We start from the raw sequence: 26015 nt of genomic DNA on the forward strand, positions 1-26015 counted from the left end.
AAGCGATTTCCATGAGCGGGCGAGTGATATTCCACATAGATATGAATAGTTTTTATGCATCCGTCGAGCAATCCCATGACCCGTCCTTAAAAGGGAAAGCTATTGCGATTGCCGGGAATCCGAAAGAACGGCGCGGCATCATTGTGACATGTTCCTACGAAGCACGGGCGCACGGCATTTACACGACCATGCAAGTTTTTGAAGCGAAGCGCAAGTTTCCGGAATTGATTCTTTTACCGCCCAATTTTGAACGGTATCGCATTGCCTCAAAAGCCATGTTCGAAATTCTGCGTTCCTATACCGATCTGGTCGAGCCGGTTTCGATAGACGAAGGTTATATCGATATGACGGAATTAGCCCAGGAACGGAATGCCGTTTCGCTGGCAGAAGAAATTCAGCAACGGATTTTAGCGGAACTGGACCTTCCTTGTTCAATTGGCATTGCGCCGAATAAATTTCTGGCAAAAACAGCTTCGGATATGAAGAAACCGATGGGCATCACCATTTTAAGGAAACGGGAAATCCGAGAGAAGCTATGGCCGCTTCCAGTCATTGAAATGCATGGCATCGGCGAAAGTACAGCAGACAAACTGAAAAACTTAAGCATTGTGACAATTGGCGATTTAGCTCAGGCAAATGCCGGATTGATCAAAGAGAAAATGGGCAAGAACGGCTTGAGGCTGCAAAATCGGGCGAACGGAATCGACGACCGGGCTGTGGATCCTGAATCCATCTACGATACAAAAAGCGTGGGAACTTCCACTACCTTGCCGATTGATGAAACGGATGAGGAAAATTTAAAAGCTATCTTCCGGAAACTCAGTGCAAAAGTGGCAAATCGGTTGGAAGCAAAGGAATTGGCCGGGCCAACTGTCAGCATTCAAACGCGCAGCTCAGAATGGAAAAACCGGACACGCAGTGTGACTTTACGGAATACGGTATGGAAAGCCGATGATATCTTTCGCAACGCTTGGCAATTGTTCATCAAAAATTGGAACGGAGAGCCTTTGCGCTTAGTCGGTGTAACCGTATCGAATGTAGCGGCAAAAGAAGACATGACCGAGCAATTATCCATTTTTAATTTTCAGGAACACGCCAAAGAAGAGCCGATCTTGAATTTGATTTCGCAGCTTGAAACCAAATTCGGCAAAAATGTGCTGAGCAAAGGGGTTAAACTTAAAAAAACCTCATACGATTCCAAGACGAGCTTCAGCAAAGACTTTTTGGATGACCACGAAAGAAAGTAGGGGGATTATGCAATTATTATTTCTTGGGACAGGAGCGGGCATGCCGTCCAAACAGCGAAATACCAGTTCGCTTGCACTTAAATTGCTCGAAGAACGCGGCACCATCTGGCTTTTCGACGTTGGAGAAGCTACTCAGCATCAAATCCTTCATACGACCTTGAAACCCCGGAAAATCGAGAAAATCTTCATCACCCATTTACATGGCGACCATATTTTCGGTTTGCCGGGATTGCTCGGCTCCCGTTCGTTCCAAGGGAGCGATCAGCCGCTTGAAATCTATGGACCGAAAGGCATCAAGGAATTCGTAGAAAGCGTCTTGAAAATCAGCCGGACCCATCTTACGTATCCGATTCTCTTTAACGAAAAGCTGGAAGGCCGAATTTTTGAAGATGACACGATGATCGTAGAAACGGCTTTGCTAGACCATGTCATCCCTTCCTACGGCTATCGGATCACGCAAAAACCGCGGCCGCCGAAATTGAATATTGAAAAAGCCACCGCTCTTGGGGTTCCGAAAGGCCCGTTGCTCGCGAAATTGAAAAGCGGGGGTAGATGTAGAGCTCGAAGGCGGCAAGATGGTAAAAAGCTCAGAAGTGACGGAAGCGGAGCAGCCTGGGTTTATCTTATCCATTTTGGGAGACACCCGTTTTTGCCAAGCGGCGATTGATTTAAGCCGCGGGGCGGATGCAGTGGTCCACGAAGCCACATTCGATGCTGAGACCCAAAAATTGGCGAAAGACTATGGCCATTCCACCATTTCCGACGCAGCTGAAACGGCGCAAAGAGCTGAGGCGAACTTGCTGATTGCCAACCACATCAGCGCAAGATTTTTGCCGGAAGACGAAAAAATCTTAAAAAACCAAGTTAAAGACATATTTCCGGATCTGGTGATTGCACGGGATTTTATGGAATTTGATTGGAATCTGCATACACGAAAATTCAAGAAGAAACTGGAAAGCCATCGATAAAAAGATGGCTTTTTTTGAGAGTTCAAAATTTTTTATGCAAATAATAGAACATACGTTCTTTTTGTGTTAAAATAAAGGTACAGCTGCAGAGGGCGGTAAGGCCATTCCCCAGGAAAGGGGGTGGTAACATGACGATTACAGAATCATTCGGCCTTGTTTTTACGAGCATTGGCCTGACCATTAGTGCATTGACTTTCGTCGTTTCAATGATTCTCGTCATAAATAAAAAAAATAACCGTCCCTGTGGTGAGGAATGACGGTTATTTTTCAAAGCCTAATTCCAGCCGAACCGCTCTCAAGCGGTATGCAGCTGGCCGAATGCGCTCTGCATTCGGTTTTTTTATGAAGAAGTCTAAATCTGAGTCGAAATCAGACCCGTGCATTCTTCATTGAGTTACCTTTAGTATACTAAATTTTGAGTTTTTTGCAACTGCCTTACACCCATCCGCGCTTATACGGCACTGGCACGTCGATATCCGCGTTCAACTCTTTCGCTGCTGTATATGCCCAGTAAGGGTCGCGAAGCAATTCGCGGGCCAGGAAGACCAAATCCGCGCGTTCATTTTGCAGGATCTCTTCAGCATGCAGGGCGTTTGTAATCAGTCCAACTGCGCCAACTTCAATAGGCGTCTTATGCTTGATGGTTTCTGCAAACGGAACTTGATATCCTGGAAAAGCATTGATTTTTGCAGGAACGACAGCCCCTGAACTGACATCGATTAAATCTACGCCTTGGTCTTTCATCCACTTCGTCATTTCCACATATAATTCTGGCGTCATGCCGCCTTCTGTATAGTCATGTGCAGAAATGCGGACAAATAAGGGGCCGTCCCACACCTCGTTGACGCCATCGATGATTTCTTTCAAAATGCGGTAGCGGTTCTTCGCTGATCCGCCGTATTCATCGCTGCGTTTGTTACTTAGCGGCGACAGGAACTGGTTGATCAAATAACCATGTGCCGCATGCAGTTCAATTACATCAAATCCAGCTTGCTTGGAACGTACAGCAGCCGCCTTAAACGCCTCGACCGTTTCCTGGATTTCCTCGACGCTCATTTCTACCGGCAATTTGTATTGGTCACTAAAAGCGATTGCACTCGGAGCTTGAATCGCTCCGTCTACGGTCGCTTTTCTGCCGGCATGTGCTAATTGGATGCCGGTTTTCGAACCGTGCAATTTCATCAGGCGGACGAGTTCAGCCAGACCTTCGACATGGCCATCTTCCCAAATTCCAAGGTCTTGCGCAGAGATTCTGCCTTGAGGCTCTACAGCGGTAGCCTCTAAAATGATCAGCCCAACTTGGCCGACAGCACGCGACGGATAATGGATGCGGTGCCAATCGGTGACTTGGCCGTCTTCTTTATCGCTTTGGTACATGCACATCGGAGCCATGACGATGCGATTTTTAAACGTCGTGTTTTTAATGGTGTATTCTTCGAATAATTTTGCCATTCCAAATGCCTCCTCTAATTTACAAAACAATTAGAGTTTAAGTATAGCAAAATACCTTATTCGAACTCTCGTCCCAAAGCTCGGGATCTCGCAGCAGCCTGTTCAATGCATTGCCCGATCGTCCCTTTGAAATCATTTTTTTCAAGCGAAGCGATGCCTGCTGCAGTCGTGCCATTCGGGCTAGTGACTTTTTTTCGCAGCTCTGCAAAGTCGTCTTGCTGCAGCATGTCAGCTGCGCCGGAGAAAGTTTGGCGTACTAGTTTTTTTGCATCTCCAGGAGACAGGCCGTTTTGAATGGCAGCTTCCGTCATCGCCTCAGCAAAATAATAGATGAATGCAGGCCCGCTGCCAGCCACAGCCGTCACGGCGTCAAGCTGGGATTCTTCGACAACGGTGACGCCCCCAATCGAGGAAAGCAAATTTCTTAAATCGTGTTGTTGGCGCGTGGAGACGTAGCGGCTCCATGCGACCCCAGTCGCGGATTTGCCGATTTTTGCAGAAGTATTTGGCATGGCGCGAGCCACCGGCAAATTGCCCACATATTTTTGGATCGTTTCAATGGAAACACCTGCAACTACAGAAAGAATGACCGTTTTATCAGAAAGTTTGTCTTTAATATCGGTAAGGGCGGCTGCTACATCTTTCGGCTTCATCGCCAATAAAATAAAATCGGCTTGCTTCAATTCTTTTTTCTCTTTCTGGACAATTTTCACTCCATACTCATCTTTCAAAAATTCCAGCCGTTCTTTATCGGATTTATTCATCACAGAAATTTCTTCCGGCTTTAAAATCTTTTTCTGGATCCATCCATGCACCATGGACTCTGCCATCGACCCAGCGCCTACACATACGATATCCATCTTCATCACGTCCTTTGTCTTAAGTAAGAAAATGCGAGCCCGTTATTTTGCGCATTAAAAAAAGCGCATCCGTCCCAGCATTTGCAAGGACGAAAACGCTTGGTTTCCGCGGTACCACCTAAGTTTGCCGGTAAACGGCACGACTCGTAATCCTTATCGCGGATAAAACGTCCGTGTTTTCACGGCAGCTCAAAAGTAGGTTCAAGAAGGGAGCGGGGATGCGCATTTCACCAATAGCGCACTCTCTATACACCATCACCGTCTTTACTGGTCTTTTTCTTCGCTCGACTATGTAACTGCATTATAGGGGGAGGGCTGAATATTTGTCAAATGGCTTTTAGGCGTGACGACTCGGTTTTTAAGCTGTATGATAGATGAATAGCCATTCATTCTTTAAGGAGCTGATGTAATGAGTATACATAAGATTATTATTCCGACACCTTTTGCCGTAGGAGATGTGAACTCCTACTTATTAAAAGGCGATGCCCTGACTTTAATTGATGCGGGGCCGAAAACTCCGGAAGCATGGGAAGCGATAAAAGCGGGGCTTAAGGAAGTGAATTTACGTCCGCAGGATATCGAGCAAGTGGTTTTAACGCATCATCATCCCGACCATGCAGGCTGGGTGGATGGTTTTGAGAATGCTAAATTATATGGCCATCCTTATAACGATTTATGGTTAAGAAGAGATGAAGCCTTTTTTCAATACCACGATGCCTTCTATATGGAACGCTTAAAAGAAGAAGGCGTGCCGGATGACTTGGAATATTGGGTTAAAAAGATGAAGCGGCCGTTGAATCTGATGGGCAGCCGTCCGCTCGATATGTCGATCAATGAAGGCGATGTCCTGCCAGGCCATGAGGAATGGAAAGTCATGGAGACGCTCGGGCATGCCCAAAGCCATCTGTCTTTTTGGAATGCGGAAACAAGTGAAATGATCGGCGGCGACCACGTCATTGCGAAAGTATCGTCAAATCCGCTGATTGAACCGCCGCTTGATCCGGATCAAGGGCGTCCAAAATCATTGCTTCAATACAATGAATCGCTCGGGAGACTGTTGAAGATGCCGATTGAGGTCATTTATAGCGGACACGGGGAAGAAGTCCGAAATATGAAGGAATTGATTACTGCGCGCTTAGAGAAGCAGCATCTCCGTGCCATGAAAGTATTGAATATGATCGAGCACGAAGAAAAGACCGTCTATATGCTTGCTAAGGAATTGTTCCCGCATGCGTATGTGAAAGAACTGGGGTTGACGCTTTCCGAAACGATCGGCCAGATCGATTATCTACTGGAGGATGGGCTCATTACCGAAAGGCTGGATGGCGACGGCCTGTTTTATTACCAGAAAGCGTAATCGCCGTCATTCGTTTGTTATTGCGTAATGCCGGTTTAAAGGTTAAAATAAAGCCGTTGGACTTTTCAAAATATGGACAGCACAACTGAGATTAACACGAAAAGGAATGGATTATTTTGAAGAAATTCACTATGTTGATGGCAAGTTTGTTATTTTTAGCCGCGTGTTCAAATGATGAAGAGGCAAAGCCGAAAGTTGAAGAACCTAAAAAAGAAGAAGTGGCGACGGAGCAGCAGGAGATGACAGAAGAAGGATTTATCACTCAAGTTACGGCAGACCAGATCCTCGTCAATAATATTTACTTCACGATTCCTGAAGAAGTTAGCATAAAGCATGATGATGGCAAGGAACAGAAAGACGGCGTGATCAGCGATATCCGCACCGGCATGAAAGTGGTCGTTGATTATAAAGGTCCGCTCGCAGATTCGTTCCCGATGGAAGGCAAGGCTGAAACCGTGTCGATCCAAGAAGATGAAGCGTCATTAGAAGAAGCCAAAGCTTTGACCGCCTTTATCGAAGGCGAGAAACTTCCGCGCTTATTGATGCTGGGCCAGCCGATTGTGCGCGAAAACGAAATCGGATTCCTGTTCACCAATATGGAGAATGGCAAAATGTCTGAAGTCAAAATCGATTTAGATACACATGAATATACAATTGGCGGAGAATAAACTTTCTCTTCAACGCTTCAGTTTTTAAATAGAAACTGTTTATTTGTGAGAATATTTCAAAAAGAAAGGCAGCTGCAGCTGCCTTTCTTTTTTTTTGATTGAATGTAATTAAATTCACTTGCACTAATAAATATTCCATGTTAGTATATGAATATTCATATTAAATAATGCATAAAAATACATTGGAGGTTTTCCTATTGAATAAAAAGATCGTACTCGCATACTCAGGTGGATTAGATACATCGGTGGCCATTCCGTGGCTGAAAGGACAAGGCTACGACGTTGTCGCTGTGTGCCTGGATATCGGGGAAGGAAAAGATTTGAATTTCATTAAACAAAAAGCGCTTCAAGTCGGAGCGGTTGAAAGTTATATGATTGATGCGAGAGAAGAATTCGCGAATGAATATGCACTTGTATCCATGCAGGCTCATACGCTATACGAAGGCAAATATCCGCTTGTATCCGCGTTATCCCGCCCGTTGATTTCGAAAAAACTGGTGGAAATTGCAGAAGCGACAGGATCGACTGCCGTAGCGCACGGCTGTACAGGCAAAGGCAACGACCAAGTCCGTTTTGAAGTTTCCATCAAATCGTTGAACCCGGCACTTGAAGTGGTTGCCCCGGTTCGTGCTTGGGCATGGTCGCGTGATGAAGAAATTGCTTATGCGAAAGAAAACAATGTGCCGATTCCAGTCAACTTGGACAGCCCATTCTCGATCGACCAAAACTTATGGGGCCGCGCCAACGAATGCGGCGTTTTAGAAGACCCATGGGCTGCACCGCCAGAAGAAGCATATGACATTACAAACGCTTTGGAAAACACACCGGATACACCGGATGTGGTCGAAATTGAATTTGCAAACGGCGTTCCTGTCCAGTTGGACGGCGTTTCCTATACCTTCGCCAACTTGATCCTTGAATTGAACAAGCTTGCAGGCAAGCACGGCGTCGGCAGAATCGACCATGTTGAAAACCGTCTCGTCGGCATCAAATCACGTGAAATTTATGAAGCTCCAGCTGCGATGACTTTAATTGCAGCGCATAAAGAGCTTGAAGACATTACACTCGTAAAAGAAATGGCGCATTTCAAGCCGGTAATTGAAAAGAAATTGACGGAATTGATTTACGAAGGCCTTTGGTTCTCGCCGCTTCGTACAGCGCTTCAAGCATTTTTGCAAGAAACGCAAACCTTTGTCAACGGCACAGTGCGTGTGAAATTGTTTAAAGGCCATGCAATCGTTGAAGGCCGTAAGTCCGCGAATTCTCTTTATAGCGAACAATTGGCTACTTATTCGACTGATGATACATTCAACCACGAATCGGCAGTCGGATTTATCGAATTGTGGGGGCTTCCAACGGTGGTCAATGCACAAGTCAATAAGAAAGAAGTCGCGATCCCTGAAAACGTGAAGGTAGGCGTTCAATCATGACCAAACTGTGGGGAGGCCGTTTCCAGAAATCGGCCGAACAGTGGGTGGATGAGTTCGGCGCATCGATTTCCTTTGACCAAAAACTTGTACTAGAAGATCTAGAAGGCAGCACGGCCCATGTTAAAATGCTATCGGCTTGCGGCATCCTATCAGAAGAAGATGCAGCTCTTATTTTATCTGGGCTGCAGACCTTGAAAGGCAAAGCAGCGGCAGGCGATTTGGAGTTCAGTGTAGCAAATGAAGACATTCACTTGAATTTTGGAAAAATTCCTGATCGATGAAATCGGTCCGGTCGGCGGCAAGCTTCATACGGCGAGAAGCCGGAATGATCAAGTTGCGACAGATATGCATCTTTATTTGAAAAATCGGGTAACAGAAATAATAGAAGCTGTGACAGCATTCCAGTCGGCTATCGTCGATCAGGCTGAAACTCATGTGGAAACAATTGTACCCGGTTATACACATCTTCAGCGTGCCCAGCCGATTTCATTCGGCCATCATTTGCTGACGTATTTCTGGATGCTTGAACGCGATAAAGAACGTTTGTCGGAATCCTTAAAACGCATCGACCTTTCGCCGCTTGGCGCTGGGGCGATGTCCGGAACGACATTCCCGATTGACCGGGAATTGTCAGCGAGCCTGCTCGGATTTTCAGGCGTCTACCAAAATAGCCTAGATGCCGTGAGCGACCGAGATTTCATTGTGGAATTTCTAAGCAATGCATCGATGTTGATGATGCATATGTCGCGTTTTGCTGAAGAAATCATTCTTTGGTCAAGCGAAGAATTCCGATTTATTGAATTGGATGATGCGTTCTCTACCGGATCGAGCATCATGCCGCAGAAGAAAAATCCGGATATGGCGGAGTTGATCCGCGGCAAGACAGGCCGTGTCTACGGCAATCTGTTTGGTTTGCTGACAACTTTAAAAGGATTGCCGCTCGCTTACAACAAAGACATGCAAGAAGATAAAGAAGGCATGTTTGACACCGTCCATACATTAATGGGTTCATTGCCAATATTTGAAGGCATGGTCCGGACGATGACTATCCGCACCGATTCGATGGAAAAAGCCGTCCATTCCGACTTTTCCAATGCCACAGAACTTGCCGATTATTTGGCAGCTAAAGGCATGCCATTCCGCGAAGCGCATGATGTTACCGGGAAACTGGTCTTTACGTGCATTCAGCGAGGCTATTATTTAAAAGATCTTCCGCTTGCAGACCTGCAGCAAGCAAGTGCGTTGATCGAAGAAGATATTTATGAGACCTTAATGCCCAAAACTGCAGTTAAACGCCGCAACTCACTTGGCGGCACCGGCTTTGATCAAGTACACCACCAGTTGGGACTTGCCAAGCAACTCATCGGGTAATCAAGTCCAATCTTATAAAGCCGTAGCGCTTGGTACCCGCTATCGGCGCCTTTGACCGGAATTCCTATCCCCCTTAGGAATTCCGCTTTTTTGATTTTCAGAAGGAAAATTAAGTAGAAAACCCTTCATTAAACGATCGTTCATCCCGAAAATTCTCGGCCTATTGTCTGATTTACTTCAAGAATCGAAATATTTATTCCTTTTACATAATGGTATTGATAAAATAAGACAGGTAGTTCCATATCGAACAGCAAGGGGAAGAGAATATGCGTGTGTTTTTCGAGTTAGGGTGGTTTTTTAAAGAACGGAAACTTCATTATGCTGTCGGTATTTTCATGCTGCTGATTGTGGCATTTCTCGGAGTGCTGCCGCCGCGGATAATCGGTTTTGTAGTGGATGAAATCAGCAAAGGGACGTTGACAAGATCTTATCTGCTGATGTGGCTCGGGGTGTTAGCCGGTGCAGCACTTGCTATGTACGCACTTCGCTATGCATGGCGGATCATGATTTTCGGATCTTCAATTCTTTTGGCAAGAAATTTACGGGAACAGCTTTTCCGGCATTTTACCCGGATGTCCCCGGCGTTTTACCAAAAGCGGCGGGTCGGCGATTTGATGGCTCATGCAACGAATGATATTCAAGCCGTCCAGCAGACTGCGGAGCCGGAGTTTTGACGCTTGTCGATTCCTTGGCTACCGGCGGGTTTGTCATTGCGGCCATGGCGTTGACAATCAGCTGGAAATTGACATTGATCGTCTTGCTTCCGCTTCCATTGATGGCGTATATGACGAATTATTACGGGAAATTGATGCATCAACGTTTCCATAAAGCCCAAGAAGCCTTTTCGAGTTTGAACGATAAAACGCAGGAAAGCATTTCAGGCATGAAAGTAATCAAGACTTTTGGCCAAGAAAAAGAAGACATCGAAGATTTCAAGCGGCTGTCGCATACTGTAGTCGATGAAAATATTAAAGTGGCCCGTGTCGATTCCTTGTTCGATCCGACTATTTCGGCTATCATCGGCGTCTGTTATCTTCTGGCCATTGGATTCGGATCGTATTTTGTCGTTTCAGGAAGCATGACCATTGGCGATTTGGTCGCTTTCACTGCCTATCTCGGCTTGCTCGTTTGGCCGATGCTCGCTTTCGGTTGGCTATTCAATATCGTCGAACGCGGTCGGGCATCCTATGACCGCATCCGCCTCTTGCTTGCAGCACCGGTGGAAATCGAAGACCAGGAAGATGCTGTCGATTTCAAGCCGCAAGGAGATCTTGTGTTTGCACTCGAACGGTTTAATTTCACAGGTGATGAACGAGCGGCTCTCCAAAACATTCATTTCCGTTTAAAACAAGGAGAAACGCTTGGCATCGCAGGGAAAACCGGATCTGGGAAATCTGCCATCCTGCGCTTGCTATTGAGGGAATTTGATCAGTACGAGGGCGAGATTACATTTGGCGGCATTTCGATCAATGAATACAAAAAACAGTATTTGCGCGAAGCGATCGGCTATGTGCCGCAAGAGCATTTCCTGTTTTCAACAACCATCGCGGGCAATATTGCATTTGCCCGGCCAGAAGCCACGCTAGAAGAAGTACAGGAAGCTGCTAAGCTTGCTTATATCCATGAAGATATCCTGAATTTCACCAACGGCTACGAAACGGTAGTCGGAGAACGCGGCGTCTCTCTTTCGGGCGGCCAGAAACAGCGGATTTCAATTGCCCGTGCGTTAATGATGAAGCCGGAATTGCTGATTTTGGATGATTCTTTGTCGGCGGTTGATGCGAAAACGGAAGAAGCCATCTTGTCATCCTTAAAAGAAACGCGCAGCGGACAGACGACGATCATTACGTCGCATCGCCTCAGTGCAATCCAACATGCGCACCAAATCCTCGTCATGCACGAAGGAACAGTGGCGGAGATTGGAACACACGCGGAATTGATGAGCAAAAGAGGCCGTTATTATGAAATGTATGAGCTCCAGCAATTAGAGGCGCTCGTCGAGCAAGGAGGCGAGTTATGATGGAAAAGCAGCCGTCGTTGACCGGCAAAGACCAATGGAACGTGTTTAAGCGCCTGCTCACTTATTTGGCTCCCCACAAAAAGATGCTGGCATTTGCTTTAGGCTTACTGGTACTCACCGTTGTCGGAGATGTGTTGGGGCCATTTCTCATTAAAATGTTTATCGATGATTTTTTGACCCCTGGCAATTTTCCGACAGGGCCTGTAGTAGGTCTCGCATTAGCTTATTTGTTTATCCAGATTTCCAATGTCGTCATCAGTTATTTTCAATTGCTGAAATTCCAGGAAGCGGCTTTAAAAATCATTCAGCAAATGCGCATCGACGTTTTTGCTAAAGTCCAGAATCTTGGCATGCGCTATTTTGACAAGACGCCTGCCGGCAGCATCGTATCGAGGGTGACGAATGATACGGAAGCAATCAAGGAAATGTTTGTCAGTGTATTGATCGGATTCATCCAAAGCGCTTTCTTGATTATCGGCGTCTATATCGCGATGTTCTTCCTGAATGTTAAATTGGCAGCTATTTCGCTTGTCCTGTTGCCGATTCTGTTTTGGATCATGTACCTTTACCGCAAATACAGTTCCGTATTTTATCAGGATCTGCGCGAGCGGCTGGGGCAATTGAATGCCAAGATTTCGGAATCGGTCCAAGGCATGGGCATGATTCAAGCATTTGGACAGGAAAAGCGGTTGAAAGACGAATTCAGCGAAATCAACGACCAGCATTGGAAAGCTGGAAAACGCAATATCAAAATTGACGGATTGCTTTTGCGGCCCGCAATCGATTTGGTTTATGCATTGGCATTGATTATTCTATTAAGTTATTTCGGCATCACTTCTTTTTCAAATACAGTGGAAGTTGGGGTGATTTATGCGTTTGTGACGTATATTGACCGATTTTTTGAGCCGATCAATCAAGTCATGCAGCGGCTTTCCATTTTCCAGCAAGCCATTGTCGCTGCAGCGCGCGTATTTTCGTTATTGGATGAAGAAGACATGGCACCAGCTCAAAAAAACACGGCCGGCACTATTGAAGATGGCCGGATCGAATTTAATGATGTCAGTTTTTCCTATGACGGCATGACAGATGTTTTAAAGCATATTTCATTCACAGCGATGCCGGGTGAAACGGTCGCACTTGTTGGCCATACGGGAAGCGGCAAGAGTTCCATCATTAACTTATTGATGCGGTTCTACGAATTTTCAAAAGGGGACATCTTAATCGATGGACAATCGGTTAAGAATTATGAATCGCAGGAGCTACGTAAGAAAATCGGATTGGTGCTGCAAGATCCGTTCCTTTTCTATGGAAGCATCGAAAGCAACATCCGCCTTCATAACCAACAAATGACGGATGCGGAAGTATGGGCCGCTGCTGAATTTGTCCAGGCTGACCGGTTTATCAATGCTTTGCCAAATGGATACCAGCAAGACGTGACAGAACGCGGTTCGACTTTTTCAAGCGGACAAAGGCAGCTTGTGGCATTTGCGCGGACGATGGCGACCGATCCGAAAATTTTGGTGCTGGATGAAGCAACTGCGAATATTGACACTGAAACCGAAATCGCAATCCAGGCAGGGCTTGAACGTATGCGAAAAGGGCGGACGACAATCGCTATTGCACACCGGCTTAGTACGATCCAAGATGCAGACCAAATTTTAGTTTTGCATCACGGTGAAATTGTTGAACGCGGACGCATCAAGAATTGCTTGCAGAACGCGGACTTTACCATAAAATGTATTTACTGCAAAACGGAATAGTAGAAGCAAGGTAAAGCGGCTCCGGCCGCTTTTTTTTGTGAAAAAATTTACTAATAAAAAAACACAGCACGTTTTTAATAATACATGTAGGAAACTACATAAGGTTTATTTAAAAAAACAAAAAACCGTAACAAAAAAGTGAAAAAAGAGGCTAAAATCATTGTCCACAAATATGTCACAGGCAAAGAGGCGGTTTTGATCGAGATTATTTGGTAAGATGGGAGGAGTAAAAAAGAGAAACTATGCTCTTTGGGAATCTTGGAGCAGCAGTGGATTCAATTGGACTTTGATGCGCAAGTTTGATCTTGCGGTTAAAGCCAGGATAAGGAGTGACCAATAGTGGGTGCTGATATAAACTTGTTTTTGGCGTTCGGGGCAGGGTTTCTGAGTTTTATTTCGCCGTGTACGCTGCCGCTGTATCCAGCATTTTTATCTTATATAACCGGCATGACGATTGATGAGATTAAAAATGACAAAAAGGTAATGCAGCGCCGTGGAATGTACCATACTTTGTTTTTCCTTTTAGGATTTTCCACCATTTTTATTGCACTTGGATTTAGCACATCATTCTTTTACGAATGGTTCTTGCGTTACGATGACTTGATTCGCCAATTAGGCGCCATCTTCATTGTGGTTTTCGGCTTGATGATTGTCGGGGTATTCACACCGAAATTCCTCATGCAAGACCGTAAGTTTTCATTTAAAAACCGGCCATCCGGTTTTCTTGGAACTTTTGTCATCGGCATTGCCTTTGCAGCTGGATGGACGCCTTGTACCGGACCAATCACAGCGGCAATTTATGCCTTAGCTGCAACAAATCCGGGATCTGGGATTTGGTATATGATCGCTTATATTCTTGGTTTTGCGATTCCGTTCTTTGTATTGTCGTTCTTCGTTGCACAAACAGGCTGGCTGCGCAGAAACAGCAACAAAATCATGAAAATTGGCGGCTATGTCATGATCGCAGTCGGAATTCTCTTGTTCTTCGATGGCATGACATATATTATACGGATTTTAAGCCCGATATTTGGAGATTTCCAAGGGTTTTAAATGATGGTATGATTATCATCAGTAAAAGCGGAGTAAGCGGGTGTAAGGATGAAAAACAAACAAAAATTAAAAAGAGTGAGCAAGGTGGGATTCGATGTTTGATATGATCTCTCCAGAAATCATGCTGATGGTGACTACTGTCGGAGCGCTTGGCATGGGGGTACTTGCCATGTTGGTCCGCAATAAATCGGCGAAAAAGCCGGCTTCTGTCAAAAAGATCGTTTTGCCGCCATTATTTATGTCGACCGGTGCGTTGATGTTCATTTTCCCTTTTTTCCGGGTGCATCCGATGCAGATCCTAGAAGCTTGTTTCGTCGGGGTGATGTTCTCGACAGTGCTTATCTGGACTTCGAAATTTGAAGTGCGGGACGGCGATATTTATTTGAAGCAATCAAAGGCATTCATGTTCATTTTATTTGGTTTATTGCTGATCCGGGTGATTGCAAAAGTGGTGCTGAGTGCAACAATTGATGTAGGTGAGCTCGGGGGCATGTTCTTTATCCTGGCTTTCAGCATGATTGTGCCATGGCGCTTAGCCATGTATCTGCAATATAAGAAAATGACGAATAAAGTAAAAAGCGCAGTCCCGAATTGAGGGCTGCGCTTTTTTCATTATACGGTCTTTTGATTTTCCTGATTGAAATAGACTTCATAGGGATGGACATCGATCTGCATCTCAGCCAGCTTTTTGCGGAGGAATTTATGGTCCCTTTTTGGCGTAGCTAGGATATAACCCCGAATGATATGTTCAAGTTTCATTGATTTCACTTTTTCCTCTAATAAAATCTGTCCGATCCGGCCAGCGATTTTCTGCTTGGCGACAGGACGGAAAAGATCTGGAACAGGTTGGACCAATTCGTTCAACATCGCTTTTTCTTCTGCGCCCCATAAATGGATCGTCTTATCGACATAATATTCTTCCCAGTTCAAATCCGAAAGCCCGTCTTCTTTTGGCATCGATTTAAGAAATTTGCGGAACATGAAATATCCGCCTATGGCAAAACTACCGATTAAAACAGCGCCCCAGAATAAGATAAACCATAAAAACCAACCTTCAAGTGCCATTTTGTTCACCTCATTTATTCATACCTGTTCCTATTATAGAAGGGTTTTTTAAAAAATTCATTAAAAAGGTATCTTCTTTTTTCATTTGTGTCTATATAGCGAATGAAAGGAGGTGATCGACATGGCAATCAGCGAATTTAAAAGTGCAAGCATCCGTTGCACTTTTGATCTTGGCTTGGATAGCAAAGGCAAGCCGAAGAAAAAAGTAAAAGCGTACCACAATGTTACAGAAGCGGCAGGAGCAACACAAATCTTTGAAGTGGCAGTCGTATTGGCAGACTTCGGTACAAAACCGATGATGCTTGTGGAAAAACAATCCGGCTTGAACATCTTCGCGTAATTCAATTAATGAGGGGGAATAGGAAATGGCCAAAACATTGGAATTGATATTTGAAACAGCTGCAGGAAAAGATGTGACTTTATCGATCGACGAACCGCGTGAAGACATCACAACGCAAGAATTAAATGCGGGAATGCAGACCATCATTACGCAAAACATCTTTGAAGTGGAAGGTTCTGCTTTTGCAAAAGCGAAGGCTGCCCGGCTTGTTGAACGGAATGTCACAGATTACCCGCTATAAGCAACAAAAGCTCTCCTTAACGGGAGAGCTTTTTAAAATAGGAGTGAGGTGAAAACGATGGATGAATGGATGCGTTTAATCCAGGAAGTTGGATTTCCGGTCTTTGTGTCATTTTATTTGATGCACCGGGTGGAGGCAAAACTTGTAGCGATACACGACGCGCTCATCACTTTGAAAGTATCCTGATTTCACAGAATTGTGATAAAGGGAGGCCTGCAAATATTGAATTCAATGTCCTCATTCGATAAGATGGATAGAGCAGAAGAATGGGGGCAGGCAATTGAAAGGTTTCAAAATGCTCGTGCTTTTAGCTTTGGTCTTTTTGCTTTCAGCATGTGGTGATCAGCCGATCGACGATTTTTCACATACTAACCAGCGAGGCGAAACGGTGTCTTTGGAAAGTTTAAAAGGAACGCCGTGGCTTGCGACATTTGTTTTTACAAATTGTGAAACGGTTTGTCCGCCAATGACGTTTAATATGGCGAATATTCAAGAAGAATTGATCGAAAAAGGTATCGAAGACTATAAAATTATCGCTTTCAGCGTCGATCCGAGAGAAGACACTCCCGAAAAAATGGCGGAATACCTAGCGAATTTCTCCGTGCCGGACGACTCCAAGTGGAATTTACTGACTGGCTACAGCCAGCAGGAAATCGCGGATTTCGCTAAAGAAAATTTTAAAGCTTTTGTAAAAGATGATCCGAACAGCGATCAAGTCGTGCATGGAACTTCCTTTTATCTAGTCGACCAGGAAGGAAAAGTCACCAATAATTATGATGGCTTTGAAGAAGTGCCGGTCGATGATATTGTAAAAGACCTGCAAAATTTAATCGAATGAAAAAAACCGGTCGTTAAAGACCGGTTTTTTCTTTGCTCAGCAAATCGCGGATTTCCACAAGAAGCTCTTCTTTTTTGTCGAGCACTTCTGGTTCTTCCTCTGCAGGCACATCTTTTTTGCGCTTGAATTTCGTAAACAATCGAATCACTAAGAATATAGAGAATGCAATGATGAAAAAATCGATGACCGATTGGGCGAAAGCGCCGTAACGAAGGTTTACGCCATTCAAAGAATAGGTTAAATCTTCGACACTGAAACCGCCGATTAAGATCCCAACAAGCGGCATAATGATGTCTTCAACAAGAGAAGAGACGATTTTACCGAATGCTGCACCGATGACAACCGCGACAGCCAGATCCAAGACATTTCCTTTTAACGCAAATTTCTTAAAATCTTCCCACATGATTAACACCACCTTTCTTTTAGTATACCGGAATGTCATCCATTGGCTAGGCAAATTTAAAGGAAAGATGAATACTGTTTTTATTTACCAAAAGAAAAATAAAAAACTTTATGTTAAACTAGGGGAAATACGTGATAGGTGTGGGAAAATGAAGAAAAAGAAAAAAAGAGTCTGGCAACTCGGATCAAAATTTGGTTTTTGATCATCCTGGTGCCGGTATTGCTTGTGATAACTACACTCGCGATTGTGATTTTTAATGTGTTTAACCCAGGAGATATTGTGCATACAATCAAAGAGACGCCCCAGCAATTATTTGAATTGGAAGTTCCAAAAGAAAATATCCCCTTGTATAAAGAAGCCGCAGAAACCTACGGCATTCCGTGGACATTGCTTGCTGCCCATCATCGCATTGAAACTAAATTTTCAACGATGGATCCGCTTTTATCGCCGGTTGGTGCTGAAGGCCATCTGCAATTCATGCCTTGCACATTTGTAGGATGGCAGCACCCGACCTGTTCTGGATTAGGGGGAGGGGAAATTCCTGAGAAGGAAAAAACCGACCCGGCTGTCATCGAAGAATACGGTGGTTACGGTGTAGACGGAAATGGGGACGGAGTAGCAGATCCCTATGATCTGACAGACGCTTTGTATAGCGCAGCCAATTTCTTATCGAAATACGGTGCAGCAGACGGGGATTTGGAAAAGGCAATTTTCCAATACAACCATAGCGATAGTTACGTAAAAGACATTCTGCATTATTATCACTTGTATGAAGAGCAATTTAAAACACCATAAAAAAAGAAGCGGGGCAGATGCCCCGCTTCTTTTTTGGGTTTGTTATTAAGCTCTGCGGCCTTTTCTCATTGAACCTAAGATCAAGCTCAATACAAAGACAAGTACTAAAGCACCAATTAATGCAGGGATGATGAATACGCCCCAAATTTCAGGACCCCAGTCTCCAAGCAGCAAGCCACCAAGCCATGCCCCGATAATACCTGCAATAATGTTCCCGATAATACCTCCAGGAATGTCTTTACCGAGGATTAGACCCGCAAGCCATCCGATGATACCACCCATGATCAAATATAATAGAAATCCCATTTCGTTCCAGCTCCTTTTAAGGTTATGAATAATTGCTACACTGAATATATAACCTTATTCAGGACGTTTGAAACATGTACAAGTAAATTTTATAGGATTTCAGCGCCAAGGGTGTTTTTGAAATGCCGTAATGCCCAGCGATGGCCTTCTTCGTCGAAGCTCGCAACCGCTTCTTCATGGACTTTGATCGCGAAGTTTTTATTGTAAGCATCCACTGCAGTGTGGAGCACACAAATGTCCGTGCAGACCCCGACAATATGAACTTCTGTGATATTGCGCTCTCGCAGCATGATTTCCAGGTTGGTGCCGGCAAAAGCACTATAACGCGTTTTATCCATCCAAACAATTTCTTCTTTATGATGTTCATAAACTTCTGCAAGACGCCCGTAAAGATCCCGGCCCGCAGTTCCGCGTATATTGTGGGGTGGAAATAGTTTCGACTCCGGGTGAAGTTCATTTTCATGTTCGTGCAAGTCGACCGGTAGGACAACAAAGTCGCCATTCTCTAAAAATTGCTCCGTCAGCGAGCATATTTTCGCTTCAATGGCCTGTCCAGGTTTTCCAACTGTCAATGCTCCGTGATCCGCTACAAAATCCACCGTATAATCCACAACCAATAATGCTTTTTTCATCCCAATTCCTCCCATCGTCTATGGCTCCATCTAATCATAAAAACAATTTAATGAAAAGTGAAAATAATCTTTTGCAAATTGAAAAAATATTCAGTATACTCCTTAAAAGGAGATGAGGAATATGGTTTTTGAAAACACACAGAAGTTGAATCGCCAAGCGTTTTGGTTTGTAGCACTTCATACTTTGGTCATCCTGAATTTCGTCATCGATTTCGAATTCTTTATTTAATCCTAAAACGCCTGCCCGAAAATTGGGGCAGGCGTTTTTATAGATCAATCCTGTTTTAGGCGAGTCAGGGATTCTGTCAACATGCGCGAAGCGGAATCAAGAGAGACTCCCATAATTTCCTGGATTTCCTCTAAATTTTTATGTTCGACCGTATAGAGATGGTGGACATAGGCAAAACGAAGGTCTCCAGAACGGATAGGCACACCCAAAAAGTCCGTTAACGCCTCCGTGTAATCTGACAAGGAACCCATTTTAAACATGGAGTAGCCGTCTTTCACCTTTGAAGAAAGAAGGTACGGTGTATTTCGGAAGACTGCGCGTTCAATACCTTCCATCAGAACCGGAATTTCCTTGCCGGAAAATTCAAGTTGGCAGACATAGCCATCCTTTTTCTCCAATGGCAGCAACAGGCCGCCATCGACATCTTCAAAATCGTCCACTTCTATCGTAGTCATATCGCGCAAGCGCAGTCCTCTCATATACAAGATGAAAAGAATTTTGGCATTCAAGGACAACTGGCTGGATTCAAGCACCGAATCTTTTTTCTCTAGCAGTTCTCCGTAGTTTACGTGAATATCCGCTGGTGTCAGATCCAGCTTTTCAGCGAATTTAAATTTCGGCATGAAATCCACCGGAATCTTACCGATCTGCCACATATAATCGAACCACAGGCGGATATAGATCAGCTTGCGGTTTAACGTGCTGTCTTTAATGCCTGTTTCGTGTTGCTGCTGAAGGAATTTTTGTATATCAATCGGCCGGATTTCATGCGGTTCCACCGGTTTTTTATAAGTATTGCGCAAAAAGGCGAAGAGCGCTCGAATCAATTGGACTTCGTGGACAACCGTATTCGGGCTGATGCCATTTTTCAAACGAAATTTTTCATAACCATAAGGCATTCCGTCACACTCCTCTTCTCATTCTCTTTTATAATTATACCATTAAATGGATTGAATAGAACGCACTTTCCCCTTGAAAACCCCGTAAACACGTGGTTTTTTATAGAAAGCCCCGCTTTTTTCTGTATACCGGGCAAAAGTGCTTGTTTTTGGTGGAAATGGGGTATGCCATACAAGAAGGCAAAAGGCTAGTTGGCGATGAAAATGGAGGCATTCTAATGTATAAAGAAGACAATGAAAAAGTTCGAGCCGCAGTATTAGGAGCGGTGAATGGCGTTTCAGACGACATCCTAAATACGAAACCTTCTCCGGAAGAATGGTCGCCGATGCAAATCCTCGATCATCTTCAGCTGATGGAATCGGTGGTCGCTAGGAACGTCCAAAAACAACTTACGAAAAGCGAAAGCGAAAAGGCAAGGAAAAAGCCGATTCAATTAACTGTCAGCCGGTTGATCAAAGTGGATGCCCCAAAATACGTGGTTCCGACGAATGAATTTGTGTCTCTAGAAGAGATGAAGAAGCGTTTGGAAGCATCCGCCGAGTTGCTGGATGCAGTTTATAAAGAGGCTTCACCTGAAGCACTCGAAGCAAAATCATTGCCGCATCCGGTTTTCGGCAAAGTGCCTTTAATCCAATGGTTTCCATTTGTTGGGCTGCATGAAAAGCGCCATTTAAAGCAATTGGAGAAGACATTGGAAAAACTTCATGCTAGTTCCAATAAGTAATTGGAAAAACTTATCACATTCTATAATTTTAATGTAATTTACTTATGCTTCTGGATTCGTTATGATAGAAGAGGAGAAAAGACGCTAACAAAAGCCTTTTCAGAAGATTTAAAGGAGGAACATGATCATGGCAAAAAGCAGTTTGCATAACAGCCGTACTTCTTTTGAGCTAAATGGCAAAACGTTTAACTACTATCGTTTAGCTGCATTAGAAGAAGCAGGAATCGCGAAAGTATCACGACTTCCTTACTCAATTAAAGTCCTTTTAGAATCTGTCCTGCGCCAGCACGACGGATACGTCATCAAAGACGAGCATGTTGAAGAACTTGCTAAATGGGGCAAGAACGCAAACAAGGAAGCTGAAGTTCCGTTCAAGCCTTCCCGCGTTATTCTTCAGGATTTCACTGGGGTTCCAGTTGTTGTCGATTTGGCAGCACTTCGTTCAGCTATGGCTGAAATGGGTGGAGATCCAAACAAAATCAATCCGGATGTACCGGTTGACTTAGTCGTTGACCACTCTGTGCAAGTAGACAGCTATGGTACAAACGAAGCATTGAAAATCAACACGAAATTAGAATTCGAACGCAATGCAGAGCGTTACCAGTTCCTTAGCTGGGCTCAAAAAGCATATGACAACTACCGTGCAGTTCCACCTGAAACGGGTATCGTTCACCAAGTTAACCTTGAGTACTTAGCGAACGTGGTTCATGCCATAGCGAACGAAGATGGTACATTTGAAGCTTACCCGGATACTTTAGTCGGAACAGATTCCCACACAACGATGATCAACGGTCTTGGTGTTCTTGGATGGGGCGTCGGCGGCATCGAAGCGGAAGCTGGAATGCTTGGACAACCTTCATTCTTCCCGATTCCTGAAGTAATCGGCGTTAAATTGACAAATGCATTGCCAAACGGCGCGACTGCTACGGATTTGGCACTTAAAATTACACAAGTGCTTCGCCAAAAAGGTGTGGTTGGTAAATTTGTTGAGTTCTACGGCGCTGGTGTTACAACATTGCCGCTTGCAGACCGTTCAACAATTGCGAACATGGCACCGGAATACGGCGCAACTTGCGGATTCTTCCCAGTTGACGAAGAAGCACTTGACTACTTGCGCTTAACTGGCCGTGAGGAAGACCACATTGCCATCGTTAAAGCTTACTTGCAAGCAAACGATATGTTCTTCGATGCAGACAAAGATCCTGTTTACACAGATACAATCGAATTGGACCTTTCGACTATCGAACCGAACCTTTCAGGACCTAAACGCCCGCAGGATTTGATTCCTCTTTCTCAAATGAAAACGGAATTCAACAAAGCGGTTACAGGACCTGAAGGCCCGCACGGTTTTGCGTTAGGCGAAGAAGAGATCAATAAGACAGCCACTGTCAACTTCAAAGACGGCTCAACAGCTGAAATGAAGACAGGCGCAATCGGCATCGCTGCCATCACGTCTTGTACGAACACTTCGAACCCATACGTAATGCTTGGTGCTGGACTTGTTGCGAAAAAAGCAGTTGAAAAAGGCTTAATGCCGCCTGCATACGTGAAAACTTCACTTGCTCCAGGTTCAAAAGTCGTAACTGGCTACTTGCAGCAAGCTGGACTTTTGGATTACCTTGAGCAAATCCGTTTCAACTTGGTCGGCTACGGCTGTACTACGTGTATCGGTAACTCAGGCCCGATGCTTCCTGAAATCGAAGATGCGATTTTAGACAGCGACTTATTGGTAACTTCTGTTCTTTCGGGTAACCGTAACTTTGAAGGACGCATCCACCGCTTGTAAAAGCGAACTACTTGGCTTCACCGCCGTTAGTTGTCGCTTATGCTTTAGCTGGAACAGTGGATATCGATCTTCAAAACGACCCAATCGGACAAGATAAAGAAGGCAATGATGTCTTCTTGAGCGATATCTGGCCAACAACTGAAGAAGTAAACGAAGTTGTTAAGAGCACAGTAACGCCTGAATTGTTCCGTAAAGAATACGCTCGCGTATTCGACGAGAACGAAACTTGGAACGCAATCGAAACAAATGACGATTCTTTATATAACTTCGATGAAAACTCGACTTATATCCAGAACCCGCCATTCTTCCAAGGTCTTTCAAGAGAGCCTCAGCCAATTCAAACACTTGCTGATTTGCGTGTTGTTGCGAAATTTGCTGACTCGATCACGACTGACCACATTTCACCAGCTGGAGCAATCGGAAAAGATACACCAGCAGGGAAATACTTGCGCGAAAACGGTGTAGAACCACGCAACTTCAACTCTTACGGCTCACGCCGAGGAAACCATGAAGTCATGATGCGCGGAACATTCGCCAACATCCGTATCCGTAACCAAGTGGCTCCAGGAACAACTGGCGGATTCACAACTTACTGGCCAACGGGTGAAATCATGCCGATCTATGACGCAGCGATGAAATACCAGGAACAAGGAACTGGCCTAGCCGTGCTTACGGGCAAAGACTATGGTATGGGTTCTTCACGTGACTGGGCTGCTAAAGGCACATTCCTTCTTGGAATTAAAACAGTCATTGCGGAAAGCTATGAGCGTATCCACCGTTCAAACCTTGTAATGATGGGTGTTCTTCCATTGCAATTCGTTAATGGACAAAACGCTGATTCACTAGGGCTGACTGGACGCGAAAGCATTTCAGTGAACTTGACAGATGACGTGAAACCACGCGACATCTTGAAAGTTACAGCAACTGCTGAAGACGGCACAGTAACAGAATTCGACGCATTAGTGCGCTTCGACTCTGAAGTTGAAGTAGATTACTACCGCCATGGTGGTATCCTTCAAATGGTACTGCGCAGAAAATTAGTAGAAGCTTAAGAAAAGCGGAAACAGCCGTGTAAGTTCGACGGGCATAAGGCGGATTGCCGAAGCGGCGTTCTTTGCCGCACAGGTGAGACGACTTATGACCCGAGAACTTGGCTGGTGGAGTCTGGACAATAAGAAAATCTGAAATAAGCTGCCGAGAAGTTCTCGGCAGCTTATTTTTTATTTCTATCCGGATTTTTTGTATACTTACAGACAGAGGTGAAAAGGAAATGTACATCAGTGAAAAAGAAATTGAAATCCGTTATGCGGAAACCGATCAAATGGGTGTTGTCTACCACGCCAATTATATAATTTGGCTGGAAATCGGCCGGACAAAATTGATTGAAGACTTAGGGTTTACATATGCAGGGATGGAAAAAGACGGTTACCTGTCTCCGGTGACGGACATTTCGATCCAATACAAGGCAGCGCTCCGCTACGGACAGAAAGCGATCGTGCGTACATGGGTGGAAAGCCATGACCGGCTGCGCACGACATACGGCTACGAAGTGCTCCACGAAGACGGCACGCTTGCTGCAAAAGCGACATCTGAGCACGTCGTCGTGAAAAAGGACAATTTCCGTCCGGTGTCGATCAAGAAAATCTACCCGGAATGGCATGCGAAATACGAGGAAATCAAAAGGAAGTCTCCCGATGGCGTTCGGAATTAAGCGGGATGAATTGAATCAGTGGAAGCAGGACGTGGAAGATGAAAAAATCGCATTCTTGACCCATTATTGGATCGATGAGCGATTCCTGGGCGCATCGACTGTCACAAAGGTCGGTTGCCGCAATTTAAAAAAACTTGAAAAATGGGGCCGTCAATACGGACTGGAACCGGAATGGATGGACCTTCGCGGCAACTATCCGCATTTTGATCTTTTCGGGGAACACCAAATCCGTATATTGGAAGCGGAAGGCATGATCGATCAATTGAATAGATTCAAAAAAGAAAAAGCGTGAGGAGCCTCACGCTTTTTCTTTTTTCGTATGAATAATCAAGTTCGTGCAAGTCGTCATTGACCGAGACTATTAAGTCATGGCCATCAAAATACCAAATATCCCGTTCTTCAATATAGTAGGTCACTTGGCCCTGTTCAATGGCTGCGGCCGCATTGTCCGGCTCGTCTTTTGTGACACCGAGCGAGAAACCGGGCTGCAGGTTTCCTGCGCCTCCGTAGCGGACAAAAAAACGGACCGTGTCGCCAGATTCGACTTCCATTTCATTATGGAACCATGTAAATGCATCTTCAGAGATTTTGATTTCCACGTAGCGTGCACGCCCTTTCATTCAGCTAAAGCCATTTGACCTTCGGTTCTGTACCGGCTTTGATGCGTGCGATATTCGCACGGTGCCGGTAAATGATAAATGATGCGAGAATGATGATGACAATAAGGAATGGATAGTCCCCGGTATTAAGTGCGTAAATCAAGGTATAGATGACTGCAACGATAGCGAGGATAATCGATGACAGCGATACCATTTTTGTGATTTTTAAAGCGATCAAAAGGACAACTACTGCCACAATGAACAACGGCCATTGATAGCCGAGCAAGATGCCGCCGGATGTGGCAACCGCTTTGCCGCCTTTGAACTTCGCAAAAATCGGGAACATATGGCCAATAACCGCAATTACCCCGAATACCAGCGGGTGGACATTTGTTTCCATGTAGAGGGGAATCATGGTGGCTGCAGTCCCTTTTAAGATATCAAGAACGGTCACCGCGATGCCCGCTTTGATGCCGAGAGTACGGAATGTATTGGTCGCGCCCAAATTGCCGCTGCCTTTTGTCCGGATATCCGTTTTGTAAAAGATTTTCCCAACCCATAATGCGGACGGGATCGAGCCGAGCAGATAAGCTAGTATGACTGGAAGCAATATGTCCATGTTGAACTCCTTTGAACAGCTGATATTTATAGTTCAAGTTTAACACGAAGCGCGTTCGTTCGACAATATAGAGAGCCGGATTGCCAATGCTGAACGCCGCCGAATATGATACAATAGAGGGACACAGCAGTTGATGAATGAAATCATCGGCTCCGCATGATACTGTTAACGCATTGAAAATACGGAAAAAGGATAGGTGAAGTGCATGAACAATCCAAGCCGTGTAGAAATCAAAGAAATACTGGATACTGCCAAGACTATTGCCGTAGTGGGGCTTAGCCCGAACGTGAACCGGACGTCCTATATGGTATCCGAAGCTATGCAAAAAGCAGGATATCGGATCATTCCAGTTAATCCCGCAGCAGACGAAGTGTTAGGCGAAAAAAGCTACGCTTCGTTACTGGATCTGCCGGAACCGGTAGACATTGTCAACGTTTTCAGGCGCAGTGAATTTCTTCCGGAACTTGCGGAAGATTTCAAAAAGATCGATTGCCCAGTCTTCTGGACGCAATTGAACGTCGTCGATGAAGAAGTTTTCAATGATTTGACCGATAAAGGCTACACGGTCATCATGGACCGGTGCATCAAAGTGGAACATGCCATCCTTAAATAAGATCACGAAGGAGAAGAGGGCGCAAAGCTCT

At 44.9% G+C, this 26015-nt stretch carries 25 protein-coding genes, 5 pseudogenes and 1 other annotated feature; of the genes and pseudogenes, 21 read left to right on the plus strand and 9 right to left on the minus strand.

The genetic code is table 11. The features are described 5' to 3' along the window. The first annotated feature begins 11 nt into the window (after window positions 1-11). The 3 genes and pseudogenes from L0M13_RS08565 (at window position 12) to L0M13_RS18335 (ending at window position 2472) form a co-directional block, all read left to right on the plus strand. Window positions 12-1247 carry a DNA polymerase IV gene (locus L0M13_RS08565; RefSeq protein WP_235199120.1) on the plus strand — a complete coding sequence of 412 codons (1236 nt, stop codon included), beginning with the start codon at window positions 12-14 and terminating at the stop codon, window positions 1245-1247. A 7-nt stretch (window positions 1248-1254) separates the two neighbouring features. Continuing rightward, window positions 1255-2215, plus strand: a pseudogene (rnz, locus tag L0M13_RS08570) (ribonuclease Z). A gap of 128 nt (window positions 2216-2343) precedes the next feature. After that, window positions 2344-2472, plus strand: coding sequence for a hypothetical protein (locus tag L0M13_RS18335; RefSeq protein ID WP_260107760.1), 129 nt, complete (start codon window positions 2344-2346; stop codon window positions 2470-2472). A gap of 178 nt (window positions 2473-2650) precedes the next feature. Here L0M13_RS18335 and namA read toward each other — a convergent pair whose 3' ends face one another. Continuing rightward, window positions 2651-3667 carry an NADPH dehydrogenase NamA gene (gene namA / locus L0M13_RS08575; RefSeq protein WP_235199121.1) on the minus strand — a complete coding sequence of 339 codons (1017 nt, stop codon included), beginning with the start codon at window positions 3665-3667 and terminating at the stop codon, window positions 2651-2653. A 56-nt stretch (window positions 3668-3723) separates the two neighbouring features. Beyond that, window positions 3724-4527 (minus strand): pyrroline-5-carboxylate reductase, encoded by an 804-nt coding sequence (gene proC / locus L0M13_RS08580; RefSeq protein ID WP_235199122.1) that lies wholly within the window; start codon window positions 4525-4527, stop codon window positions 3724-3726. A gap of 82 nt (window positions 4528-4609) precedes the next feature. Continuing rightward, window positions 4610-4817, minus strand: a binding site (T-box leader). A gap of 119 nt (window positions 4818-4936) precedes the next feature. On the opposite strand from proC, the gene L0M13_RS08585 reads away from it, so the two are divergent. The 8 genes and pseudogenes from L0M13_RS08585 to L0M13_RS08620 all read left to right on the plus strand — a co-directional run bounded on the left by L0M13_RS08585 (window position 4937) and on the right by L0M13_RS08620 (window position 14778). Further along, a complete protein-coding gene (locus L0M13_RS08585) occupies window positions 4937-5884 on the plus strand; it encodes an MBL fold metallo-hydrolase (RefSeq protein WP_235199123.1) in 948 nt (315 codons plus the stop codon). Between the two features lie 116 nt (window positions 5885-6000). Further along, on the plus strand, window positions 6001-6552 hold the full coding sequence (locus L0M13_RS08590) for a DUF3221 domain-containing protein (RefSeq protein WP_235199124.1): 552 nt from the start codon (window positions 6001-6003) through the stop codon (window positions 6550-6552). 197 nt (window positions 6553-6749) lie between these two features. Further along, entirely contained in the window at window positions 6750-7982 is a 1233-nt protein-coding gene (locus tag L0M13_RS08595; RefSeq protein WP_311195646.1) for an argininosuccinate synthase, read from the plus strand. After that, a pseudogene (argH, locus tag L0M13_RS08600) lies at window positions 7979-9353 on the plus strand (argininosuccinate lyase). The gene L0M13_RS08595 and the pseudogene argH overlap by 4 nt, the downstream one beginning before the upstream one ends. Before the next feature lie 266 nt (window positions 9354-9619). Continuing rightward, window positions 9620-11373: pseudogene (locus L0M13_RS08605) on the plus strand (ABC transporter transmembrane domain-containing protein). Further along, window positions 11373-13147 (plus strand): annotated as a pseudogene (locus L0M13_RS08610) (ABC transporter ATP-binding protein). Before L0M13_RS08605 ends, L0M13_RS08610 begins: the two co-directional pseudogenes overlap by 1 nt. Before the next feature lie 325 nt (window positions 13148-13472). Beyond that, on the plus strand, window positions 13473-14183 hold the full coding sequence (locus L0M13_RS08615) for a cytochrome c biogenesis CcdA family protein (RefSeq protein WP_235199126.1): 711 nt from the start codon (window positions 13473-13475) through the stop codon (window positions 14181-14183). A 94-nt stretch (window positions 14184-14277) separates the two neighbouring features. Next, a complete protein-coding gene (locus tag L0M13_RS08620) occupies window positions 14278-14778 on the plus strand; it encodes a CcdC family protein (protein ID WP_235199127.1) in 501 nt (166 codons plus the stop codon). Window positions 14779-14795: 17 nt separating this feature from the next. Here L0M13_RS08620 and L0M13_RS08625 read toward each other — a convergent pair whose 3' ends face one another. After that, window positions 14796-15248 carry a DUF2621 family protein gene (locus L0M13_RS08625; RefSeq protein ID WP_235199128.1) on the minus strand — a complete coding sequence of 151 codons (453 nt, stop codon included), beginning with the start codon at window positions 15246-15248 and terminating at the stop codon, window positions 14796-14798. Window positions 15249-15369: 121 nt separating this feature from the next. Here L0M13_RS08625 and L0M13_RS08630 point away from each other — a divergent pair, with 121 nt between their 5' ends. From L0M13_RS08630 to L0M13_RS08645, 4 genes are all read left to right on the plus strand, one after another. Next, complete coding sequence (locus L0M13_RS08630; protein WP_235199129.1) at window positions 15370-15588, plus strand: DUF1659 domain-containing protein; 219 nt, start codon at window positions 15370-15372, stop codon at window positions 15586-15588. A gap of 25 nt (window positions 15589-15613) precedes the next feature. After that, window positions 15614-15829 carry a DUF2922 domain-containing protein gene (locus L0M13_RS08635; protein WP_235199130.1) on the plus strand — a complete coding sequence of 72 codons (216 nt, stop codon included), beginning with the start codon at window positions 15614-15616 and terminating at the stop codon, window positions 15827-15829. Between the two features lie 57 nt (window positions 15830-15886). Next, entirely contained in the window at window positions 15887-16015 is a 129-nt protein-coding gene (locus L0M13_RS08640) for a YvrJ family protein (protein WP_235199131.1), read from the plus strand. A gap of 109 nt (window positions 16016-16124) precedes the next feature. After that, window positions 16125-16667 carry an SCO family protein gene (locus tag L0M13_RS08645; protein WP_235199287.1) on the plus strand — a complete coding sequence of 181 codons (543 nt, stop codon included), beginning with the start codon at window positions 16125-16127 and terminating at the stop codon, window positions 16665-16667. 13 nt (window positions 16668-16680) lie between these two features. Here L0M13_RS08645 and mscL read toward each other — a convergent pair whose 3' ends face one another. Beyond that, window positions 16681-17070, minus strand: a complete 390-nt coding sequence (gene mscL, locus L0M13_RS08650; RefSeq protein WP_235199132.1) for a large conductance mechanosensitive channel protein MscL — start codon at window positions 17068-17070, stop codon at window positions 16681-16683. A gap of 138 nt (window positions 17071-17208) precedes the next feature. Here mscL and L0M13_RS08655 point away from each other — a divergent pair, with 138 nt between their 5' ends. Further along, window positions 17209-17865 carry a lytic transglycosylase domain-containing protein gene (locus L0M13_RS08655; RefSeq protein WP_235199133.1) on the plus strand — a complete coding sequence of 219 codons (657 nt, stop codon included), beginning with the start codon at window positions 17209-17211 and terminating at the stop codon, window positions 17863-17865. Between the two features lie 45 nt (window positions 17866-17910). On the opposite strand, the gene L0M13_RS08660 is transcribed toward L0M13_RS08655, so the two are convergent. The 3 genes from L0M13_RS08660 to L0M13_RS08670 all read right to left on the minus strand — a co-directional run bounded on the left by L0M13_RS08660 (window position 17911) and on the right by L0M13_RS08670 (window position 19931). Beyond that, entirely contained in the window at window positions 17911-18171 is a 261-nt protein-coding gene (locus L0M13_RS08660; RefSeq protein WP_235199134.1) for a GlsB/YeaQ/YmgE family stress response membrane protein, read from the minus strand. 89 nt (window positions 18172-18260) lie between these two features. Next, window positions 18261-18803: a cysteine hydrolase family protein gene (locus L0M13_RS08665; RefSeq protein ID WP_235199135.1), complete on the minus strand. Its 543-nt coding sequence runs from the start codon at window positions 18801-18803 to the stop codon at window positions 18261-18263. 273 nt (window positions 18804-19076) lie between these two features. Next, complete coding sequence (locus L0M13_RS08670) at window positions 19077-19931, minus strand: site-specific integrase (protein WP_235199136.1); 855 nt, start codon at window positions 19929-19931, stop codon at window positions 19077-19079. Window positions 19932-20149: 218 nt separating this feature from the next. Here L0M13_RS08670 and L0M13_RS08675 point away from each other — a divergent pair, with 218 nt between their 5' ends. From L0M13_RS08675 to L0M13_RS08690, 4 genes and pseudogenes are all read left to right on the plus strand, one after another. Further along, the gene (locus tag L0M13_RS08675) at window positions 20150-20656 is read left to right on the plus strand and encodes a DinB family protein (RefSeq protein ID WP_235199137.1); all 507 of its coding nucleotides are present in this window, start codon (window positions 20150-20152) and stop codon (window positions 20654-20656) included. A gap of 127 nt (window positions 20657-20783) precedes the next feature. Beyond that, window positions 20784-23494: pseudogene (gene acnA, locus L0M13_RS08680) on the plus strand (aconitate hydratase AcnA). 218 nt (window positions 23495-23712) lie between these two features. Continuing rightward, a complete protein-coding gene (locus L0M13_RS08685; RefSeq protein WP_235199138.1) occupies window positions 23713-24153 on the plus strand; it encodes an acyl-CoA thioesterase in 441 nt (146 codons plus the stop codon). Continuing rightward, window positions 24137-24445: a hypothetical protein gene (locus L0M13_RS08690; RefSeq protein WP_235199139.1), complete on the plus strand. Its 309-nt coding sequence runs from the start codon at window positions 24137-24139 to the stop codon at window positions 24443-24445. The genes L0M13_RS08685 and L0M13_RS08690 overlap by 17 nt, the downstream gene beginning before the upstream one ends. Here L0M13_RS08690 and L0M13_RS08695 read toward each other — a convergent pair. Together L0M13_RS08695 and plsY are read right to left on the minus strand one after the other, a co-directional pair. Further along, window positions 24426-24752, minus strand: a complete 327-nt coding sequence (locus tag L0M13_RS08695) for a HesB/YadR/YfhF family protein (protein ID WP_235199288.1) — start codon at window positions 24750-24752, stop codon at window positions 24426-24428. The two genes, L0M13_RS08690 and L0M13_RS08695, sit on opposite strands and share 20 nt — an antisense overlap. 25 nt (window positions 24753-24777) lie before the next feature. Then, window positions 24778-25371 (minus strand): glycerol-3-phosphate 1-O-acyltransferase PlsY, encoded by a 594-nt coding sequence (gene plsY / locus L0M13_RS08700; protein ID WP_235199140.1) that lies wholly within the window; start codon window positions 25369-25371, stop codon window positions 24778-24780. 205 nt (window positions 25372-25576) lie between these two features. On the opposite strand from plsY, the gene L0M13_RS08705 reads away from it, so the two are divergent. Further along, a complete protein-coding gene (locus L0M13_RS08705) occupies window positions 25577-25984 on the plus strand; it encodes a CoA-binding protein (protein WP_235199141.1) in 408 nt (135 codons plus the stop codon). The last annotated feature ends 31 nt before the right edge of the window (window positions 25985-26015 follow it).

The organism is Planococcus sp. 107-1 (assembly GCF_021513255.1).
Lineage (GTDB): Bacteria > Bacillota > Bacilli > Bacillales_A > Planococcaceae > Planococcus.

Coding starts and splice junctions, on each gene's coding strand:
- plsY (WP_235199140.1), bottom strand. CDS start 25,371: ATGGACATATTGCTTCCAGTCATACTAGCTTATCTGCTCGGCTCGATC.
- L0M13_RS08670 (WP_235199136.1), bottom strand. CDS start 19,931: ATGCCTTATGGTTATGAAAAATTTCGTTTGAAAAATGGCATCAGCCCG.
- L0M13_RS08640 (WP_235199131.1), top strand. CDS start 15,887: ATGGATGAATGGATGCGTTTAATCCAGGAAGTTGGATTTCCGGTCTTT.
- L0M13_RS08630 (WP_235199129.1), top strand. CDS start 15,370: ATGGCAATCAGCGAATTTAAAAGTGCAAGCATCCGTTGCACTTTTGAT.
- L0M13_RS08705 (WP_235199141.1), top strand. CDS start 25,577: ATGAACAATCCAAGCCGTGTAGAAATCAAAGAAATACTGGATACTGCC.
- L0M13_RS08665 (WP_235199135.1), bottom strand. CDS start 18,803: ATGAAAAAAGCATTATTGGTTGTGGATTATACGGTGGATTTTGTAGCG.
- L0M13_RS08675 (WP_235199137.1), top strand. CDS start 20,150: ATGTATAAAGAAGACAATGAAAAAGTTCGAGCCGCAGTATTAGGAGCG.
- L0M13_RS08620 (WP_235199127.1), top strand. CDS start 14,278: ATGTTTGATATGATCTCTCCAGAAATCATGCTGATGGTGACTACTGTC.
- L0M13_RS08635 (WP_235199130.1), top strand. CDS start 15,614: ATGGCCAAAACATTGGAATTGATATTTGAAACAGCTGCAGGAAAAGAT.
- namA (WP_235199121.1), bottom strand. CDS start 3,667: ATGGCAAAATTATTCGAAGAATACACCATTAAAAACACGACGTTTAAA.
- mscL (WP_235199132.1), bottom strand. CDS start 17,070: ATGTGGGAAGATTTTAAGAAATTTGCGTTAAAAGGAAATGTCTTGGAT.
- L0M13_RS08625 (WP_235199128.1), bottom strand. CDS start 15,248: ATGGCACTTGAAGGTTGGTTTTTATGGTTTATCTTATTCTGGGGCGCT.
- L0M13_RS08565 (WP_235199120.1), top strand. CDS start 12: ATGAGCGGGCGAGTGATATTCCACATAGATATGAATAGTTTTTATGCA.
- L0M13_RS08585 (WP_235199123.1), top strand. CDS start 4,937: ATGAGTATACATAAGATTATTATTCCGACACCTTTTGCCGTAGGAGAT.
- proC (WP_235199122.1), bottom strand. CDS start 4,527: ATGGATATCGTATGTGTAGGCGCTGGGTCGATGGCAGAGTCCATGGTG.
- L0M13_RS18335 (WP_260107760.1), top strand. CDS start 2,344: ATGACGATTACAGAATCATTCGGCCTTGTTTTTACGAGCATTGGCCTG.
- L0M13_RS08660 (WP_235199134.1), bottom strand. CDS start 18,171: ATGGGATTTCTATTATATTTGATCATGGGTGGTATCATCGGATGGCTT.
- L0M13_RS08690 (WP_235199139.1), top strand. CDS start 24,137: ATGGCGTTCGGAATTAAGCGGGATGAATTGAATCAGTGGAAGCAGGAC.
- L0M13_RS08685 (WP_235199138.1), top strand. CDS start 23,713: ATGTACATCAGTGAAAAAGAAATTGAAATCCGTTATGCGGAAACCGAT.
- L0M13_RS08645 (WP_235199287.1), top strand. CDS start 16,125: ATGCTCGTGCTTTTAGCTTTGGTCTTTTTGCTTTCAGCATGTGGTGAT.